11 protein-coding genes and 2 pseudogenes are annotated in these 19,219 nt (G+C 57.8%); 10 read left to right on the top strand and 3 right to left on the bottom strand.

All coding sequences use genetic code 11. The annotated features are described in order from the left end of the window. Positions 1-7 precede the first annotated feature (7 nt). The 3 genes from FSY45_RS25110 to FSY45_RS25100 form a co-directional block, all read right to left on the bottom strand. Complete coding sequence (locus tag FSY45_RS25110) at positions 8-1,225, bottom strand: EAL domain-containing protein (protein WP_046462340.1); 1,218 nt, start codon at positions 1,223-1,225, stop codon at positions 8-10. 2 nt (positions 1,226-1,227) lie between these two features. Next, positions 1,228-4,059 carry an ATP-binding protein gene (locus FSY45_RS25105; RefSeq protein WP_046462339.1) on the bottom strand — a complete coding sequence of 944 codons (2,832 nt, stop codon included), beginning with the start codon at positions 4,057-4,059 and terminating at the stop codon, positions 1,228-1,230. 457 nt (positions 4,060-4,516) lie between these two features. Next, a complete protein-coding gene (locus tag FSY45_RS25100; RefSeq protein WP_131667145.1) occupies positions 4,517-4,816 on the bottom strand; it encodes a hypothetical protein in 300 nt (99 codons plus the stop codon). Positions 4,817-4,897: 81 nt separating this feature from the next. Here FSY45_RS25100 and FSY45_RS25095 point away from each other — a divergent pair, with 81 nt between their 5' ends. The 10 genes and pseudogenes from FSY45_RS25095 to fdhE all read left to right on the top strand — a co-directional run bounded on the left by FSY45_RS25095 (position 4,898) and on the right by fdhE (position 18,577). Then, positions 4,898-7,711, top strand: a complete 2,814-nt coding sequence (locus tag FSY45_RS25095; protein ID WP_223305751.1) for a transporter substrate-binding domain-containing protein — start codon at positions 4,898-4,900, stop codon at positions 7,709-7,711. 48 nt (positions 7,712-7,759) lie between these two features. Further along, positions 7,760-7,873, top strand: a pseudogene (locus tag FSY45_RS28550) (IS30 family transposase); the annotation flags it as partial. 300 nt (positions 7,874-8,173) lie between these two features. Further along, entirely contained in the window at positions 8,174-8,710 is a 537-nt protein-coding gene (locus FSY45_RS25090; protein ID WP_046462338.1) for a HEPN domain-containing protein, read from the top strand. A 231-nt stretch (positions 8,711-8,941) separates the two neighbouring features. Then, a complete protein-coding gene (locus tag FSY45_RS25085; protein ID WP_080944551.1) occupies positions 8,942-10,582 on the top strand; it encodes an AAA family ATPase in 1,641 nt (546 codons plus the stop codon). Beyond that, the gene (locus tag FSY45_RS25080) at positions 10,579-12,102 is read left to right on the top strand and encodes a VWA domain-containing protein (RefSeq protein WP_080944550.1); all 1,524 of its coding nucleotides are present in this window, start codon (positions 10,579-10,581) and stop codon (positions 12,100-12,102) included. Before FSY45_RS25085 ends, FSY45_RS25080 begins: the two co-directional genes overlap by 4 nt. 144 nt (positions 12,103-12,246) lie before the next feature. Continuing rightward, the gene (locus FSY45_RS25075) at positions 12,247-13,179 is read left to right on the top strand and encodes an IS5 family transposase (protein WP_046462337.1); all 933 of its coding nucleotides are present in this window, start codon (positions 12,247-12,249) and stop codon (positions 13,177-13,179) included. Positions 13,180-13,234: 55 nt separating this feature from the next. After that, a pseudogene (fdnG, locus tag FSY45_RS25070) lies at positions 13,235-16,042 on the top strand (formate dehydrogenase-N subunit alpha); the annotation flags it as partial. Positions 16,043-16,053: 11 nt separating this feature from the next. Beyond that, the gene (gene fdxH, locus FSY45_RS25065; protein WP_046462336.1) at positions 16,054-16,965 is read left to right on the top strand and encodes a formate dehydrogenase subunit beta; all 912 of its coding nucleotides are present in this window, start codon (positions 16,054-16,056) and stop codon (positions 16,963-16,965) included. Continuing rightward, a complete protein-coding gene (locus tag FSY45_RS25060; RefSeq protein ID WP_046462335.1) occupies positions 16,962-17,621 on the top strand; it encodes a formate dehydrogenase subunit gamma in 660 nt (219 codons plus the stop codon). Before fdxH ends, FSY45_RS25060 begins: the two co-directional genes overlap by 4 nt. Further along, positions 17,618-18,577: a formate dehydrogenase accessory protein FdhE gene (gene fdhE, locus FSY45_RS25055; protein ID WP_046462334.1), complete on the top strand. Its 960-nt coding sequence runs from the start codon at positions 17,618-17,620 to the stop codon at positions 18,575-18,577. Before FSY45_RS25060 ends, fdhE begins: the two co-directional genes overlap by 4 nt. Positions 18,578-19,219: the final 642 nt, after the last annotated feature.

The raw sequence follows: 19,219 nt of genomic DNA, 5'->3' as shown, positions 1-19,219 counted from the left end.
TCTGGTTTCAATGTGGCGCAGAGTCAGGGAAATGCAGCTTGGGCTCGTCAATCAGCAGCTCGCCGAATGCAGGCGCGTCGATGGCGGCTGAGATCAGGTATCCCTGGGCGCAGTCGCAGCCAAGCTGCCGCACGAATTGCAGATCCTCCATGGTTTCGACGCCCTCGGCAGTCACCAGCAGGCCCAGCTGTTTGCCCAGCTGAACCGATGAAGCAAGTGCCGCAGCCAGCACTTCGTCGCTGGCGGCGCCATAGACAAAGGCCCGGTCAATCTTCAATTCGGTGAACGGGATGGAGATCAGGTTGTACATGGAGCTGTACCCTTTGCCGAAATCATCCTGAGACAGGCCAAAACCACGCAGTCGCAGGCGGCTGGCACCCATGTAGAACTGGCCGGCGTCCATGCTCATGTCGTCTTCGAGCAGCTCGAAAGTGACATCCTCTGTCGGCACGCCGCAATTGGTGACTATAGCGTGGAGCTCGTCCGGCAACTGCTGCTGATCCAGCAACGATGTCGGCAGGTTGATCGATATCGGCACCCGATAGCCCTGGCGTCTCCATGTCCTGTAGGCATCGACTCCATCTTCCACCATGCGCATCAGCAACGCGTGGTCCAGTCCATAGTCATGCAGAGATTTCAGGAAGGAGGCCGGCATCATCAGGCCGAAATCGCGGTGTTGCCAGCGAACCAGGGCTTCCGCCCCCACGATGCTCCCGGACAGCAGCGACTTCTTCGGCTGGAACCAGGCCCGGATACTGCCGTCGCGAAGCGCAATCTCCATGCTCTCCTTGTCCAGGACCCTGTCGTCGCATGCGGCCGCGCTGGAGCGCTCTGCCGCGGGGCGGCGCAACAGGTTCCTGACGATCTCGTCGATCTGCTCGCGCACGATAGGCTTCACGAATGAGCCGATGACGGCGAAGCCGCGCTCCTTTGCCATCAGGCTGATGCTGTTGGCCATGCGGCGCGAGCATGCCGTGACAATGGCCAGGACGGGATTCAAGTCCTGGCGCGCAAGCTGATCGATGAACTGGGCGCCATCCATCAGGGGCATGTTGACGTCCATGACGACGACGTTGTAGCCCTGTTCCTTGATCCGCGTCAGGGCAACACTGGCGCTTTGCTCCGCGTCGACGTGAGCGAAGCCTGCTTCCTCCAGCATGTCTTTCAGGCGGATACATTGAAAGGCGTGATCATCCAGGACAAGAACTTTGTATTTGGAAAGCATGGTCAGGTCAAATCCTCTACGAGGGTGTGCAAGGTTTGCGCCAGGGTGAGAAGTGGCAAGGGTTTGAGGAGCACCTGGTTCATGCCGGCCTCGACACCCCGGCGCGCGACATCGGGCGCGGTGCTTGCCGTCAGGCCCAGAATGGCGCCCTGGTAGTCCAGCTTTCTCAAGGCGCGGACCAGCTCGTTGCCGCCCATCAGCGGCATATTCAGGTCGGTAATGACGACGTCGTACTCCTGAGCGCTCCAGCGGCGCAGCGCCTCATGTCCATTGACGACAGTGACTACCTTGCAGCCCAGATGCTCCAGCTGCTCTCGCAGGATGATCTGGCTGATGATGTTGTCTTCCACCACCATCACACGCAATCCCAGCGATATCCGCTTGGCGTGAACCTTCGCGCTCAGCGGGCGCTCGATACCATCCTGTGCCATCCGGACGGCGCGCCCGATGCTGACCGGATTCGTGGTGCAGGTGATGCTCAGCTTGGAGCTTGTCGAGGCCAAGGACTCCTGGCCGGACCCGGGTGCCACGACGCGTACCCTCTTGTGTTTCCACGGCAGATCAGGCGGGGCCGGCGGCCAGGCCTGGACGAAGACGGCGTCTTTCGAGGCCGGAAGCTTCAGATCGCTCCGGTACGGCAGCGCGACAGCGCCCCATGAGTTCAGCCACTCGCACAGGTTTGCCACCACTTCCGGAGCTGCGCCGTCGACATACACCGCGCGCTTGCGCAGTACCACCGGCGGGGCAGGTTCTGACGCGGCAACATCCAGCGTGACGGCAAACGTAATGCTGGTGCCCAGGCCTTTTTCACTGACAACAGACAGGCTTCCACCCATCAGGTCTGAAAGGCGCCGGCAGATGGCTAGGCCCAGCCCCGATCCGGAAATGTCTTCCTTGGCGCTGGCGTCGGCACGGAAGTAGGGTTCGAAGAGCTGAGCCTGGGCTTCGGCCCGAATGCCGACGCCCGTATCCGCAACCTGAAACTTGAGGCGAATGCGCCCAGGCTGAAGATTCTCGGCGCTCACGCGCACGGCAACCCGGCCTGCTTCGGTGAACTTCACCGCATTGCCGACCAGATTGTTCAGAACCTGCAGTATGCGGGCGGAGTCGGCACGAACCGAGGAGGGAACCCCAACGTCGCAAAGCCCGTAGATCAGCAGTCCCTTGCCCTGCGCGCGTGCCGCAAAGTTCGCGACGACGCGCTCCAGCAGCTCCGCAGGCGAGACCTCGGCGATGTACAGCTCTTGCCGGCCGGCCTCTATGCGCGACAGGTCCAGGGTGTCGTTGATGGTGCGCAGCAGCGTCGCAGAGGACTGCTGGATCGTGTTCAGGTATTGCTGCTGCTGCACGTTCAAGCCTGTCAGCGCCAGCAGCTCCATCGTGCCCACGATGCCGTACAGCGGTGTACGGATCTCATGGCTGAGCGTGGCGAAGAACATCGTTTTCGCTTCGTTCACCTGGTCGGCGGCCAGCTTCGCGCTTCGCAGCGACCGCTCGACCTCCTTTTGCACGGTGATGTCGCTGATGCCGCAGATGACCACGTCCTCGGACTGATAAGGCATGGAGGCGAAGGTCAGAATGACGCTGCGCCCGTCGCGAAGCTCGCACTCGCGGCTGCCTGCCCGGGTCGTGGCCTGGCGGATATCCTCGCGCCAGCTGTCGTGCTCCTCAAGCAGGCGCCTGGCGGCGTCGTTGGATACAAGCAGCCTGCCATCTGAGCGGCGCACCAGGCTCAGGCCGACAGGGGCAACTTCAATGATCTTGTTGTTCAGGGCCAGGCTGTCGACAAGAGCCGCGTACTGGCGCAAAGCCGGCGCCACCAGCTTTCTCTTGATGTGGCGCACGGCCAGCAAGACGATGGCGGCCAGCACGGCTGCGACGCCTCCTGCCATCCAGAAGGAGTGGGCACTACGGGTCAGGACATCCCGCATCGGGACGTAGTAGACGAGCTTCCACTGCGCTTCACCCACCGATTTGACCAGCACGAGATTCTCGGGAAACCAGGTGCCGCCCTGGACTCCGAAAGAGTCCTGGGTCAGCTGCGTTGCAACCGTATCGCCCATCATGGGCAGCGGGCCGCCGTGCAGGGTTATGCGGCTGTTGGTGTCATAGAGCGCGTAGCTACCGCCATCGCTCGCGCATTCGGAAGCGATGACCGAGGCGACACCGTCGACCTCCAACCCGATCCAGGTTTGTTCAGGATGCGCTGCGTCCAGCGGGGTGAACAGAAAGATCCTGTCCATTTCATCTGTTGGCGGGCGCAGCCAGACTATGGGCGCACGGCTGCCGGCCTCGATTGCAGGCGCGCGTTCGGCCAGGGCTTCCGTAAGCCACGCCGTGGTGCCGGGCGACACCGGAGAGGGCCTTGCCGCCGTATCTGCGCCCAGGCGCTTTGCCGTGGAATGCTCCAGCGACAAATAGATGATGCGGGCACTGGCCTGCTTGACGTCGGCTCTATCGTGCGGAGTCAGAACCAGGGCCCAGTCATAGCTGTTCTTGTCCGTCAGCAGCGGCGTGACACTGATCTGGCGTGTTTCGCCAAATGTTTGCGGGGTACGCTCGGGCGACATGCGGTTGGTATTGCGCACGGACGATCCAGCGATCGACTTGAGCAAGGCTTCGCGCTGGTCAAAATAAAGCTGCGCGCTGTAGGCGGCTGCATTCATGCGTCGTCGGTAGTTGGAAACCTCCCCGCTGAATGCCCAATACAGATAAAGCGCGGTGCCAAACAGGATGCAGGCCAGCAGCGCTACAGCCAACAGATGAAGCAGCAGCATAGGCAAGCCGAGCGCGGTGGTGTTCAACCTCTCGGTGGGAGGGTTGGTCAAAATCATGCAAGGAATGATAGAAGTCGGGCTCTTTCACAGGTCTAGGAAAATTCTTAAAACATCGCTCTCTGAAAACAGGGCAGGGGAGAATCGGGCTGCAGATTGCCCTCGCACTCCAATATCTCAGTCCCATACCTCAGCCCAATCAATGAGAGGAGCGATTTCGGCCTCTCCTGGTCGCTGGCCGCGCGGGGGAACAACCCCAGCCCATAGTCCCGTAGTGATTGGCGGTAATGCGGCAAGCAGCACATGCTTGCTGCATGCGTGGCAGCAGGGCAGGGAAGACGCTGCTGCCGAATTCCTGCTCCGTGACGCAGAGTCTTGCTTTTCAGGTCGGCGCAGTTGCCCGGACGCGTAATTGCACTTAGTACTTGGTACTGAATACTTGGCACTTGGTAGTTGAATGACGGGCAGTGCCGGCTTAGTAGGCTTATTAGTTAGGCCATCAGGCGCAGCAATGAATTCAAGTCATCTCCATGCCCCGATTTTCTTGACCAGCTTTATAGTCCTCAGGAAATTTCCAGGCAGAAATCGAGCTGGGAGTGATGCTTGAATCCATCCAACCGAGCAATATTCGGAAAATTCCGTCCCGGCGTTTATCGGCGGCCTGCTTGATAAGATCAGGCGCAGTGAGGGCTGCAGAGCAGGGGGCTGACCATGAAACCCCGTCAGTCCTTATTTCGTCGAGCCGAAGACCGCTTTCGGCTGGCGCGCATGCAATGCCAAGGTAATCAGTCAGTTGAATGGCGAGATAAACAAACATACCAAGACGATGCGCTTTATTCGGTGTTCCCTGGTTCTCCTGATCCTGTCGCTGGCAGTCATGGCCCCAGGCCGGGCAGAGTTGAGCGTCTTCAATTTTGAACCGCGTATTACTTCGGCCTCCCGCAGTTGGCTGAGCGATGAGCAGCGCAAAACGCTGGACCAGCGTGGCCAGCTCACGCTGGGTGTTTCGCTGCCGGACTATCCTCCCCTGGGTATTTTTGATGCGGGCCGGTTTCGCGGCATCACGGCCGACTATGTGGGCCTGCTGTTTGCGTCTCCCGTGCGCGTGCAGCCGTTCAGCAGTCGCGAGGCAGCCTTGCAGGCTCTGCAGCGCGGCGAGATCGACATACTTGGCGGCGGCACGCCCAGCGAAGCCAGGCTGGCAGGCTTGCAACTCACCCACCCCTATCTTGCGGACCAGCCTGTGCTGGTCTCCAGGATCGATGCCCCTTTCGACGCGAAGACCCAGGGAACCAGAATGGCGGTTAACCCGGGATATCTGCCGGCTGCACAGACGGCCGAGGTGTATCCCAACAGCCGTCTCTTGAACTTTGTGTCGCCCAAACGTGCGCTGGAGGCACTGAGTCTGGGCGAGGTCGATGCCGTCCTGGCCGATGCATCGTCAGCCCACTACCTCATCAGCGTCAACTATCTGGTGAATCTCAAGATCCAGGGCTTTGTTCCCGTGGACAGCGGTGGATTTGGCTTCCTGGTCCGCAGGGGCGACGACACGCTGCTCGACTATCTCGACCGGGCCATTCCGAAGGTTGCGGCGGAATATGGCGACGACATCCTGTACTCCTGGAGCGGCGGACGACCACTGCGCCTGGGCGACGACCGTATTCCATTGACTGCATCCGAGAATCGCTGGCTGGCCGCGCATCCGAGTATTCCGGTGGTCTTGAATGGCTCGCTGGGGGCGCTGGGGCAGTTCTCCAGCGACGGGAAGGCCCAGGGCATAGGCCCCGACTATCTGGAGCTCATCAGTCGCCGCACCGGGCTCAAGTTTGACTACATTCGCGCTCGCAACTACTCGCAGCTCAATGCCATCCTGGGCCAGCGGCAGGCGCTGCTGACCCCGGTTTTCGCACCCTCGGATGAGGCGCCGCAGGGGCTTGAAATGCTCAGCCCCTATCTGAGGACCTCGGTCATCGTCATGGCCCCGGCAGGAGCAGCCCAGGGAATCACGGACGACGGGCAGAGCATTCACCATCTGGCAGACCTGAATGGAAAGAGGGTGGCCGTCGTCGAGGGCTACTTTCTCGATAGTGTCATCCGACGCGACCATCCGGGCGTGAAGATCCGCGCGTTCCCGGACATGACGCAGGCCATGCAGAGCGTTGTGGAAGGGCGCAGCGATGCCGTTGTCGGCAGCGACTACGCGATGCGCTTCATCAACGCCAGGTATCTTGGCAACCGGCTGGCGCCGATAGGCATTCTGGACGACTACACGCGCCGCGTCAGCATGGCGGTACAGGCGCAGGAGCCCGAGCTGATTGCGATCCTGGAGAAAGCCCGGCTTTCAATCACGCCTGAGGACGTGGCTGAGCTGGTGCGCAACTGGGAGCCCGGACATCCGGCCGATGGCTGGGGGTTCTGGAACGAGCATCGACAGGCGCTTTTGCGGGTGGCGGCCGCACTGGGCATGGCCGCCGCGATCTCGCTGATCTGGGGGATATACCTGACCCGTCAGGTCCGCCGGACAAGGCGCGCGGAGCAGCGTGCCGAAGCCGCCAATCAGGCCAAGACCCAGTTCCTCGCCACCATGACCCATGAGATTCGCACGCCTCTTGCGGCGATCATCGGCCTGCTGGACATGGCCCGGCAGCGAAGCCAGGGAGCGGCCGCCGAGGATGCCAGCCTGCCAGCAGCTCAGGATGCGGCGCAGACCATGCTGCTGCTGCTCAACAATGTGCTGGACCTCAACCGGATCGAGTCGGGCCTGATCCACTCTAGCCCCAAGCCCGTGGCGCTCAGGCCCTTGATCGAGGACATGGCGGTCCTGGTCCGGGGCATGGCCTATCGCAAGCAGCTCACCCTGGAGATGTCGGTCGCCCCTGAGGTCGATGCATGGGTGATGGTCGACCCGCTGCACCTCAAGCAAGTGCTGTTCAATCTTCTCAGCAACGCCGTCAAGTTCACCGCTCGCGGGAGCATTGCCCTGACGGCGACTGGCAGCGCAGAGGGCGGAATGCTGAACCTTTGCCTGGAGGTCGAAGATAGCGGAATTGGTATCGAGCCAGCGGATCAGGCTCGGCTCTTCGAGCCCTATGAACAGGTGGCATCGGCTCAGCAGGGGCAGGCCTTTGGCAGCGGTCTCGGGCTGCATATCACCCGCCGTTTGGTAAACCATATGGGCGGTACCGTATCGGTCAGCAGTGAACACGGACGAGGCTCCCGCTTCACGGTGAAACTTACGCTGCCCATTGTCGAGGCGCAGACTTTGCCGCCGCCGAAGCCGCGCACCATGCCCCGGCCGGCAGCCAGGGCGCCAGCCCATGGCGCGTCGCTGCTGCGCGCGCTGCTTGTAGAGGACCATGCGCTGAATCGCGAGATCGTCAAAGGCATGATGTCCGATCAAGGTGTGGTGCCCGAGGTTGCCGAGGACGGCGTTCAGGCCTGGGAGCTGTGCAGCGAGATGGATTTCGACTTGATTGTCACGGACGGCCAGATGCCCCATATGAATGGTGCCGAGTTGATCTCTCGAGTACGCGCACGTGAAACCAGCGAGGCTCGACCTCGCTGCCGTATCGTGGCACTGACCGCCAGCATCGAAGACGCGGAACGGCAGCGCTATATGGCTGCCGGCGCCGATGAGGTGCTCTGCAAGCCCATCCGAGAAGAGGACATGGCCAGAGTGATTTGCGAGTCCACGGCTCTCGTCAGAGGCTGAGCGATTTTGGGTGTGTCTGATGGCTTGGTGTGCGGTCACGGGGATTGCTCGCAAGGTGAATTGGATGCGATTGCAAGAAAATTAAACGAGCGACCCAGGAAGACCTTGGGGTACAGAACCCCGGCTGAGATGTTTAACGAATGTGTTGCATCCATCGGTTGAATCCACAAGCGATGGCGGCCTACCGTTTAGCTCATTGCGAATGACTTCTTATTGCGTCGTAGCAGCCATACGTGACCTCATTTCTATGTAGGGCAATCGAAAACTGGTGACTGCCTTCAGTGGAGAGAGCGAAATAGAGCACCTGCCATCTTCTTACATTGGCTTGTACCCGTTTTATACGGTGAGTAGCAGTGGAAACTGCATTACTTGTTGTAGATCCGTAACTGTTCACTGTTCGCGGTTCGACTGAATTTAGACTAGATGCAACCTTCATCAGTTGTCAGAAAGCACTAGTTACACATGTCCCGCGCTTCAAAAACCTTCCTCAGCTCCATAGAAGACGCGAGCATGCTTCTTGCGCATTTTGACGCTCTTCACAAGCAACACTCTGAATCAACAGAGGTGCTCAAGCGTGCAGGTCTTGTCATGGCACTCACAGCATGGGAGACTTATGTAGAAGATCGAGCCACGGAGGCAGTTGGGGCTAGATTAAAGGCCGTGAATGGGAGTCCAATAGGGACTTTTGTGAATAACAAACTCACCGAGGAGCTGAAGCGCTTCCATAACCCAACATCCGAAAAGACGAAGAAGCTGTTCGTCGACTACTTACAAGTTGATGTGACGGCAGGGTGGAAATGGCTGCACTACGACATTGTTACAGCAAAGAAGACTCTCGATGAGCTTATTAGTCGTCGCGGCGATGCAGTTCATCGGTCGAAACCTGCAACGGCTGGTGCACCTGCCCCACATTTGGTCAAACGTGATGATTTGGAAAAAGCTATTCGTTTTCTGAAAGGCCTTGTGGAGGCTACAGAGCGCGCTCTCGAGGAAGAGTAATACTTGTTCCGCTCGTTTGAATGCGAGCGCTAACAGCAAAGTCTCTTACTTGGTCGCGTGGGAGGTCTACTTCTTTGATTTCTGACTATCAGCAAAAAACTTCGTCCCTCTACTGTTGGTTTTAAAGCAGTCTTTCTTTGATTCATGTGACCATGGATGTAGCCATCAAAGTGATGAGATAGCATCTTTCAGTGATGTAGATAAAAATGAAAAGCAAGAGGAGAAAATCAGATGAATAATTCGAACGTTACCGAGCGACTTCGTAAGTTGCGCGACACCTTGCTTACAGAGCTGGTCGAGCGTGATTTGCCTATAAGGCTTTCATTACTTGCAGCGCTCTCTGGAGAGCACCTGTTATTGGTTGGTCCCCCAGGAACAGCGAAGAGCCTCATTGCTCGAAGACTACATACGGCATTCGCTACGTCGAGCTACTTTGAACGCTTGCTGACTCGGTTTACCGTTCCCGAAGAGTTGTTCGGACCGCTGTCAATTAAGGGTTTGGAGGAAGATCGCTACGAACGTCTGACAGCATCGTATATGCCAACTGCTTCAATCGCATTCCTCGACGAAATCTTCAAGGCTAACAGTGCCATTCTTAACTCACTACTAACTCTCCTTAACGAGCGTGAGTTCGATAACGGCACACGTCGTGAGAAAACGCCACTCATAGCAGTAATTGGTGCGAGCAATGAGTTGCCCGAGAGCGAAGAACTAAATGCCCTATTTGACCGATTTCTACTGCGTCTTCACGTCGGCCCTGTTTCCAAGGATGCATTTTCCAGCTTACTAGGTTTGCGAGGCCATAGCACTCCGGACGTACCTGAAGAACTCAAGCTCACCGATGTCGACGTGGCAGCAATTCAAGTAGCAGCGGCGGAAATAGAAGTTCCTGCTGATGTTGTAGCGTTGCTATGTGCACTGCGTGAATGGTGTAGCGCTGAATCAATACAGGTTTCGGATAGACGCTGGCGAAAGATCGTGAAGTTGCTTCAGGTCTCTGCTCTGACAAACGGACGATCAAGCGTTTCGGTTTGGGACTGCTGGCTGCTGCAACACTGCATGTGGAATAAGCCTGAAGACCGTGAAAAAGTTTACCACTGGTATGCGGCGAGAGTGGGTGCGAGCGCTGCGATGGATCCTTCTAAGCTCACAAGAATTATTGTGTCATGGGAGAGCAGGCTCAAGGCAGATCAAAGCAGCAGATCACAAATGCGTGACGCGAAAGGCCGCCCCTTATATAAGAGTTCAGATGGAAAACGCACCCATAAGACTAGTGGATTAGCACACGAAAAACGCGGGGAAGAATTACTCTATCTTGCACCAGCGAATGTGATATCAAGAGGTCGTAATCATATCCAGGATCGAACTAACCAAGGTCGTGGCTTCACTGTCTCAGAACTAGACCAATTGCAAGTTATTGAGAACAACTACTACCAGTACATAGAAAGTTGGTCTAAGCGTGGAGCTTACTTGGCTGACCGTAGCAATTGGATTATGAAAGATGCCAAGCTGGTTGAAGTTTTGGAGCCAACTCGCCAAAAGCAGTCTTATATCGATGACTGCATTCTTCAGATTAATTATCTCGAAAAACAGGTCACTCATTACCAAGAACGGCTTGATCAGCATATTCTTGGAATGGAGGCTGAGATAAATTCTCACCTTTGGGTAAGTGCAGATTTTGCAAGACCTGCAGCCGAAAAGCTAAAACAAACACAAAATGACGTGCACACACTGCTCTCTAGAGTCGTAAGGCTTCAAGAGGGCTTTGCACTTCTTCCGATCGAGGTCGAGCTTGTTAACTTTGGGGCTGATGAGGAGGACGTTGAAGAGGATGAGAGTAACCCAAGCGATGAAGAAGTAACGGCTCTATGAGCATAGATTTTGATGCATCGTCGTTAGAGCGCAGTTATGCTTTCCTTGATGACTGCCCAGAGTATTTGCTTGATGAAATCATCACCTTGCCTATTGGAACGCTGACGGAGAGAGTTAGAGGTGCTCGTCTTTGGCACGATACTTTGCTGCTAGGAGCTCTGCCACCTGAAGACACTTGGCCCCAGGCTGGAATAGCTGCCCCGGTACGCCTAGCACTCGCAGAGTTAGGTTTGCTTCGCTTTTGCAAGGACCAGACCGAACTAGTCGAAATCCTGATGAAAGAAATTATTTCTGCATTTTTGCGCCAAGCAGACGCCTTTGGTTCTGAAGTCACGACGCGCTTGCGGGAACTCGAAGAGCTTGAACGTTGCCTCAGAGTAAAAAGCGAGAAAGAACGCAAGAAGAAGCGCCCTTCGCTGCATATAGAACTTGACGACGAAACCTTAAGACGCTTGTGTGCACAGGCTATGCAAGAGGCTATGCAACGGCAACCAAATCCCGACGGAAGCATGCTGAGCACATGGAGTGAGAGGACTCGCGCTTGGACCGAAATAGCTGATGTATTTGGCGATTTGGGTGAAATGATGGGGCGGGGCTGGGATTTGTCTTGTGGAGTACTCCGTCACACTGGGTGGATGGATCTATTGCGACTTCGAGAACTCATTGAAAAACTACCGCAATTACGTGAAATTGTTCGTACTCTAGGACGCTTAGAAGATCCGCACGGCGGAGTGTCTGTCGCAGAGAAAGTACTTATCCCGGTGCGGCGTCTAGAAGAGGAGCGCCGTGAGGCGCAGACTCCTTTAATTCCAGCAGAGATACGTGGACTCGAACGAAGTGGCGAAATTACGCGAATGCTACCTGTCGAAGCCCTAATGCTAGGCCACCCACAACTGCGAATGCTATGGCATGCACGCCGTGCTGAACGTGCATTGCTAACCTATCGAGTTCAGGGCACAGAGATTGAGCGAGTTCTGCAAGAGCGTGAGGAACAGCAAGAAATAGATGGGAGGCGACCTCGCCCAGAGCGGGGGCCCATATTAGCCATAGTCGACACGTCGGGTTCGATGCATGGATTGCCAGAACAAGTGGCAAAAGCGATCGTACTTGAAGCACTTCGTACGGCACACGAAGAAAAACGTAAGTGTTATCTATACGCGTATAGCGGCCCAGGCCAAGTGCTTGAGCATGAGCTTGATCTGTCACCCGAAGGCGTGGGTAGGCTGTTGAAATTTCTCGGCTTCTCTTTCGGTGGCGGTAATGACGAGGTGGGTGTAATGACCCAAGTGCTTGCGAGACTCAAAGAGAAAAGCTGGAAAAAAGCTGATGTTGTATTTGTCAGTGACGGTGAATGGCCTGCACCTCCTAGCTTAGTGGCAGCCGTCAAATGTGCCCGTGAAGATGGCGTGCGCTTGCACGGTGTACAAATTGGTAATCGTGGGTGCACAGGACTTCATGCAGTGTGCGACCCTGTACACACTTTCCAAGATTGGGCTGCGGCTGGTGGATGGGGGCATTAATTTGGATCTATCGTGCAAAAGAAATTAAGCCAAAGTTCAAGTCCGATATTGACAACAGTGGTCATTGGCATTTGAGTCTTGAAAGACTGCATCCTGCCGGCGCTGTTGCATAAATCGTCGTTTGGGGTGGGGTAGCCTCGGGCGATGAGTCAGACTCCGCAGTCCAAGCCCCGCTACCGCACCACCAACTGGAAGCAATACAACGCAGCGCTCAAAGCGCGGGGCTCGCTGAGCATCTGGCTGGACAAGGGCATGTCCTGGTTTGCCGCTGCCAGCGGCAAACGCGGGCGCAGCCCGCATTTCTCCGATGCCGCCATCCAGTTTTGCCTGACCATCAAGAACCTGTTTGGACTGGCCTTGCGCCAGACCACTGGTTTTGTTCAGTCTGTGCTGGCCTTGTCTGGTCTGCCGTGGCCAGTCCCCGACTTCAGCACGCTGTGTCGCCGTCAGCGCAGTCTGGATGTGCAGGTCGCATACCGGCCCAGTTCAGCGGGCTTGCATCTGCTGGTTGACTCCACGGGCATCAAGTTCCTGGGCGAAGGCGAGTGGAAGTGCAAAAAGCACGGGCCAGAGCGTCGACGCCAATGGCGCAAGCTGCATATTGGTATTGATGCTCAGACCTTGCAGGTGCGGGCCATCTGCGTCACCACCAACCATGTCACTGATGCTGCCGTATTGCCTCAGTTGCTCGCACAGGTTCCCGCCCAAGAACCGCTGCTGACTGTGACGGGTGATGGGGCTTATGACACGCAGCCCGTCCACGCAGCCGTCATGCAGCGCAATGCCACACCCATCATCCCCCCGAGAAAGAATGCCAGGGTGCGCAAAGGCGATGCCTTTGCGCACCGCAATGCGGCGATTGCCGCATGCAGAAGATTGGGGCGAGGTCTCTGGAAACGCTGGAGTGGCTACCACCGGCGCAGCCTGGTGGAAACCAAGATGCATTGCATCAAACGGCTGGGGGAACGCGTGATGTCACGCACGTTCGAGCGACAGGTCAACGAACTGCACATTCGGGCTGCCATCCTCAATCGGTTCACAGAGTTGGGCTGTCCGCAGACGGCGGCTGTGGCGTAGCCACGCCTGGGGTTGGGGAAGTCTGGCCTGGGGCTGATTTATGCAACAGCGCCGCGACCCGGACCACCCGGTGAGCCGCGGCTCTCTGTGTCCCAAGGGTGCAGGCGCACTGGACTATATCCATTCCGACCAGCGCCTCAAGTACCCAGAGGTGCGTGAAGCCGGTACCAACGAGTGGAAGCGCATCAGCTGGGATGAGGCCAACGAGCGCATCGCTCGCCTGCTCAAGGACGACCGCGACGCCAACTTCATTGAGAAGAACGACAAGGGCCAGACCGTGAACCGCTGGCTGTCCTCCGGCATGCTGGCGTCTTCGGCCGCATCCAACGAAACCGGCGTGCTGGACTTCCGCTTTGCGCGCGCGCTGGGCATGGTGGGCTTTGACTGTCAGGCCCGCTTGTGCCACGGCCCCACGGTGTCGGCCCTGGCGCCTTCGTTTGGGCGCGGTGCAATGACCAACCACTGGGTGGACATCAAGAACGCCAACGTGATTCTGGTCATGGGCGGCAACCCCGCTGAGGCCCACCCCGTGGGCTTCAAGTGGGCCATCGAGGCCAAGATCCACAACAAAGCCCACCTGATGGTGGTCGATCCGCGCTTTAACCGCACCGCCTCGGTGGCGGACTTTTACGCGCCGATCCGTGCAGGCTCGGACGCCGCCTTTTTGATGGGCGTCGTCAACTACCTGCTGCAAAACGACAAGATCCAGCACGAATACGTCAAGGCCTATACCAACGCCAGCCTGATCGTGCGCGAGGACTACAGCTTTGACGAAGGCCTTTTCAGCGGCTACGACGAAGGCAAAAAGAGCTATGACAAAACCAGCTGGAACTACGAGCGCGATGCCCAAGGCCATGCGCTACAAGACCTGACGCTGCAACACCCGCGCTGCGTGCTTCAGCTTTTGAAAAAGCATGTGGAGCGCTACACGCCCGAGATGGTCAACACCATCACCGGCACCAAGGTCGAAGACTTTTTGCACGTGTGCGAGCAACTGGCCAGCACCTGCGTACCCGATCGCACCGCGACCTTCCTATACGCCCTGGGTTGGACCCACCACACGGCAGGGGCGCAGATCATTCGCGGCTCGGCCATGATCCAGCTGCTGCTGGGCAATATCGGCATGGCCGGCGGCGGAGTGAATGCGCTGCGCGGCCACTCCAACATCCAGGGCTATACCGACCTGGGCCTGCTCTCCACGCGCCTGCCGGGTTACCTGAATCTGCCAACCGACGCGCAGCAGAGCATGGACGACTACCTGAAGGAGTCCACGCCGCAGGCCGATCTGCCCGGCCAGGTGAACTTCTGGAAAAACACGCCCAAGTTCTTCGTCAGCCTGATGAAGGACCTGTACGGTGAGCACGCCACCAAGGACAACAGCTGGGGCTACGACTGGCTGCCTAAATGGGACCGCAGCTACGACATGCTGGCCTACTTTGACCTGATGTACCGCGGCAAGGTCAACGGCTATATCGCCCAGGGCTTCAACCCCGTGGCGGCCATGCCGGACTCGGGAAAGATCCGCGACGCGCTGTCCAAGCTCAAGTTCCTAGTCGTCATCGATCCGCTGCAGACCGAGACCTCCACCTTCTGGAAGAACCACGGCGAGTTCAACGACGTCGATCCTGCCCAGATCCAGACCACGGTGTTCCGCCTGCCATCGTCTTGCTTTGCCGAGGAAAACGGCACCATCGTCAACTCCGGCCGTTGGCTGCAATGGCATTGGGCGGCCCAAGAACCACCGGCGGAGGCGCGCCACGACGGCCGCATCCTGGGCGGCATCTTCATGAAGCTGCGCGAGCTGTACGCCAAGGAAGGTGGCGCCAACCCCGCGCCGCTGATGAACATGCGCTGGGACTACCACAACCCCTACGATCCGCACCCCGAGGAAGTGGCCAAGGAGACCAATGGCTATGCGCTGGCGGACCTGTTTGACGACACGGGCAAGCTGATCGCCAAGAAGGGTACGCTGCTGTCCGACTTCGGCATGCTGCGAGACGACGGCACGACATCGAGCTACTGCTGGATTTTTGCTGGTTCATGGACCGAAGCCGGCAACCAGATGGCCCGCCGCGACAACACCGACACTGGCCATGGCAACACCCCTGGCTGGGCCTGGGCCTGGCCGGCCAACCGCCGTGTGCTGTACAACCGCGCCTCGGCCGATCCGGCAGGCAAGCCCTGGGATCCCAAACGCCAGATCCTGCATTGGGACGGCAAGAAATGGGGCGGCTCGGATGTGCCCGACTACCCGCTGACGGCCGCACCGAACAGCGGTGTGAGTCCCTTCATCATGCAACCCGATGGTTTGGGGCGCCTGTTCTCGCTCAAGGGCATGAACGACGGCCCTTTCCCCGAGCATTACGAGCCCACCGAAAGCCCGATTGCGGCCAACCCGCTGCATCCCAAAGTCAGCAAGAGCCCGGTGGCGCGCGTGTTTGCCGACGACGCCGCCCGCATGGGCTCGCGCGAGCAGTTCCCTTATGTGGCCACCACCTACTCGATCACCGAGATGTTCCGCCACTGGACCAAGCATTCGCGCTTGAACGCCATCGTCCAGCCTGAGCAGTTCATCGAGCTGTCCGAAAAACTGGCCGAGAAAAAAGGCATCCGAGCCGGCGATGTGATCCGTGTTTCCAGCAAGCGCGGCCATATTAAGGGCAAGGCCGTGGTGACCAAGCGCGTGATGACGCTGCAAGTCAATGGACAGGAAATCGAGCAGATCGGCATTCCTTGCCACTGGGGCTATGAGGGGGCGACGCGTAAGGGCTATCTGGCCAACACGCTGAGCCCTGGCATTGGCGATGCCAACGCCCAGACCCCTGAGTTCAAGGCCTTTTTGGTCAACATCGAAAAGGCATAAGGCGAGCACCCATGACTATGCAATCCCAAGATATTGTGCGGCGCTCGGCCACCAACGACCTCACGCCCGCCGCCCGCGCACGCGACCACAAAGACGATGTCGCCAAGCTGATCGATGTAAGCATCTGCATTGGCTGCAAAGCCTGCCAGGTCGCTTGCAGCGAATGGAACGATCTGCGCGACGACGTGGGTGAGAACTTCGGCGTGTACGACAACCCACGCGACCTCTCGCCCCAGAGCTGGACGCTGATGCGCTTTGACGAGCATGTCAACGAACAAGGCAAACTGGAATGGCTGATCCGCAAGGACGGCTGCATGCACTGCGAAGACCCAGGCTGCCTCAAGGCCTGCCCGCAACCCGGCGCTATCGTGCAGTACGCCAACGGCATCGTTGATTTTCAGTCCGAGCATTGCATCGGCTGTGGCTACTGCGTGGCCGGCTGCCCCTTCGATGTGCCACGTATCAGTAAGGAAGACAACAAGGCCTACAAGTGCACGCTGTGTTCCGACCGCGTGGCCGTGGGTCAGGAGCCGGCCTGCGTCAAGACCTGCCCCACCGGCGCTATCAGCTTTGGCACCAAGGACGACATGCTGCTCAAGGCCGAAGGCCGTGTGGAAGAGATGAAGACCCGGGGCTTTGAAAACGCCGGCGTCTACAACCCGCAAGGCGTGGGCGGCACCCATGTGATGTATGTGCTGCACCACGCCGATCAGCCCGAGCTCTACCACAAGCTGCCCAAAGATCCCCAGATCAGCAGCGTAGTGCAGGGCTGGAAAGGCTGGTTCAAGCCACTAGCAGCACTCGGCTTCGTGACTGCCTTGGCAGGAGCTGCCGCTCACTACATCACCACCGGCCCCAACGAAGTCGACGATGACGATGAGGAGGGTGATCACACATCCACCTCGAAGGGAGAGAAGGCATGAAAAAAGACCGCATGATTTTGCGCACCCCCTTACCTGACCGTTTGTGCCATTGGGCCATGGTGGTGTGCTTCTTCCTTGTCGCTATGTCAGGGCTGTCCTGGGTGTTTCCCAGCTTGAACTGGCTCAATGGCGTCTTCGGCACCCCACAGATGGCGCGGGTCTTACATCCCTTCTTTGGCATTGTGGTGTTTCTGGCGCTGGTCTATTTGTTTGTCCGGTTTGTGAAATACAACCTGTTCGTCAAGGAGGACCGCATCTGGGCAGACAACGTCAAGTCCGTCATTGCTGGCGATCACAGCAAGCCACTGCGTATTGGTAAGTACAACGCAGGCCAAAAATTCCTGTTTTGGGGAATCATGACGCTGATCAGCGTGCTGCTGCTCACAGGTCTGGCCATTTGGCGTGCCTACTTTGCTCACCTGTTCCCCATCCCTGTGCTGCGCATTGCGTTACTGCTGCATGCGGTTGCAGGTGTTGGACTGATCTTACTGATCATCGGCCACATCTATCTGGCTTTCTGGGTCAAAGGCTCCATCCGTGGCATGGTTACGGGCTACGTAAGCCATGCTTGGGCACGTACCCATCATGACCGTTGGCATCAAGAAATCAGCAACAAAAACGCTGAGAACAAGGCAAAAATCAAAGGAACACGATGAGTATTCAAATCGTTCCTGAATCAGAACGCTCACCTGGAGTGGGGGAGATCGCGGCCTTGCAACTTCCCTCCGCCAAGCTTCCCTACACACAGCGATCCAGCCGTCTGCAAGCACTTGCACAGGATCATGCGATGGCGGACTATCTGCTATGGGCAGCGGACCTCGTCAACGCACAACAGACCACCGCGCAAGCTCTACCTCTGCCAGAGGAGGAAAGCCAATATCTTGGTGCTGCCTTGCAGCAGAGCAAGAAAGCGCCATTGAACTCGGCCAAATGGAAGCGATCTGTTCATTGGCAAGCACTGCTGGAACAGTTTCTGGTGCAACTGACCGAGCAGCCGCGCATGCATACCAGCGCGGTACAAAAGGCACTGCAAAGTCTGCAGTCTGCAGACGTCAAGCAGCGCGAAGTGTGGGCAGATGCCCTGCTCACCGCGTTGCGTGGCGAAGAACTGGCTGATGTTGCATCATTGCCGGAGCCTGGTATTGCACAGTTGTTGTGGTGTGCGTTGTCCATGTACTGGCGCCAGCTAAGCAGCCAGTTGCCAGCGTCTGGGCAGGCGGAAATGGGTGACCTCAACCATCTCTGCCCCGTGTGCGGCCATGTTCCTACTGGCAGCCTAGTACAAGGTGGTGCTCAGGCTGGTCTGCGCTACCTGCAATGCAGTTTGTGTGAATGCCAATGGCATGTGGTCCGCACTACCTGCACCAACTGTGACAGCACGGGTGCTTTGGACTACTGGTGCTTGGAAAGCGAAAAAGCGCCAATCAAAGCAGAGAGCTGCAATGGCTGCCACACCTACCTGAAAGCGTTCTACCAGCAGCTGGATCACCAGCTTGAACTCATAGCCGACGATTTGGCTAGCCTTGCCCTTGATGCTGAAATGGAAGAAAAAGAGCTAGCACGCAGTGGGGTCAACCCATTGATGTTGCCTGCACTCAATGTTCCAAGCTAGGTAACACGGACTCCTCCAAGTAACTTGGCTATCTTGAGGAGAGACTAACAGCCCATCTGTAGATAACTCTGCGATGGGTTGTGTCGGCAGACTTGGTTCGTCCATCCTCAACCTGACAGTTTTTAAGCCATGATTAGACTTGTGACGAAGCCCCCAACGCAATGACTGCTCTGAGCATCAGCAGTCATTCGGATTTCTGCTGCGTGCGGCAGCAATCAGCTTGAAGCAGTCGGCCAAGCAGTCTTCGCGAACGGCTGCTTCTGGCCGAACTCAGTCGGTAACGACCAGCAGCCTGGTCAGCCACAACCGGTACAGGCGGTCAGTTCGACCGGAATACGCAGCCATGACTGCTGGCGCCGCCGTACCTGTCTCAGACCATCAGATCACGGGGCATCGCCAGCCAGATTGCAAGGCGAGGAGTCGAGAGCCGCGAAAAGTCAGGCAAGTATCGATGAAGGCGCGACGGTGTTTGAGCGTTGCAGAGCGGCCGGCTCAATCCATTCCGTGTGTCGGCATATGGAACTTGCTGGCGAAGGTAGCGTTCTGGCTGCCGCCAGCTCCAGCCGTCTATGCCTTGAGGGCTCAGCGCTCTATCTGGCTACCTGGCCGGGACAAAAAAGGGCGGGAACCACTTCCCGCCCT

The sequence above is a fragment of the Comamonas sp. Z1 genome, from assembly GCF_008121555.1.
GTDB lineage: Bacteria > Pseudomonadota > Gammaproteobacteria > Burkholderiales > Burkholderiaceae_C > Comamonas > Comamonas thiooxydans.
This window is presented reverse-complemented; position numbering and strand designations above follow the sequence as displayed.

What these genes read in the sequence shown, in the direction of transcription:
- fdhE (WP_046462334.1), top strand. Translation starts at nt 17,618, where the DNA reads ATGAGTATTCAAATCGTTCCTGAATCAGAACGCTCACCTGGAGTGGGG.
- FSY45_RS25085 (WP_080944551.1), top strand. Translation starts at nt 8,942, where the DNA reads ATGAATAATTCGAACGTTACCGAGCGACTTCGTAAGTTGCGCGACACC.
- FSY45_RS25105 (WP_046462339.1), bottom strand. Translation starts at nt 4,059, where the DNA reads ATGATTTTGACCAACCCTCCCACCGAGAGGTTGAACACCACCGCGCTC.
- FSY45_RS25110 (WP_046462340.1), bottom strand. Translation starts at nt 1,225, where the DNA reads ATGCTTTCCAAATACAAAGTTCTTGTCCTGGATGATCACGCCTTTCAA.
- FSY45_RS25080 (WP_080944550.1), top strand. Translation starts at nt 10,579, where the DNA reads ATGAGCATAGATTTTGATGCATCGTCGTTAGAGCGCAGTTATGCTTTC.
- FSY45_RS25060 (WP_046462335.1), top strand. Translation starts at nt 16,962, where the DNA reads ATGAAAAAAGACCGCATGATTTTGCGCACCCCCTTACCTGACCGTTTG.
- fdxH (WP_046462336.1), top strand. Translation starts at nt 16,054, where the DNA reads ATGACTATGCAATCCCAAGATATTGTGCGGCGCTCGGCCACCAACGAC.
- FSY45_RS25090 (WP_046462338.1), top strand. Translation starts at nt 8,174, where the DNA reads ATGTCCCGCGCTTCAAAAACCTTCCTCAGCTCCATAGAAGACGCGAGC.
- FSY45_RS25100 (WP_131667145.1), bottom strand. Translation starts at nt 4,816, where the DNA reads ATGTTTGTTTATCTCGCCATTCAACTGACTGATTACCTTGGCATTGCA.
- FSY45_RS25075 (WP_046462337.1), top strand. Translation starts at nt 12,247, where the DNA reads ATGAGTCAGACTCCGCAGTCCAAGCCCCGCTACCGCACCACCAACTGG.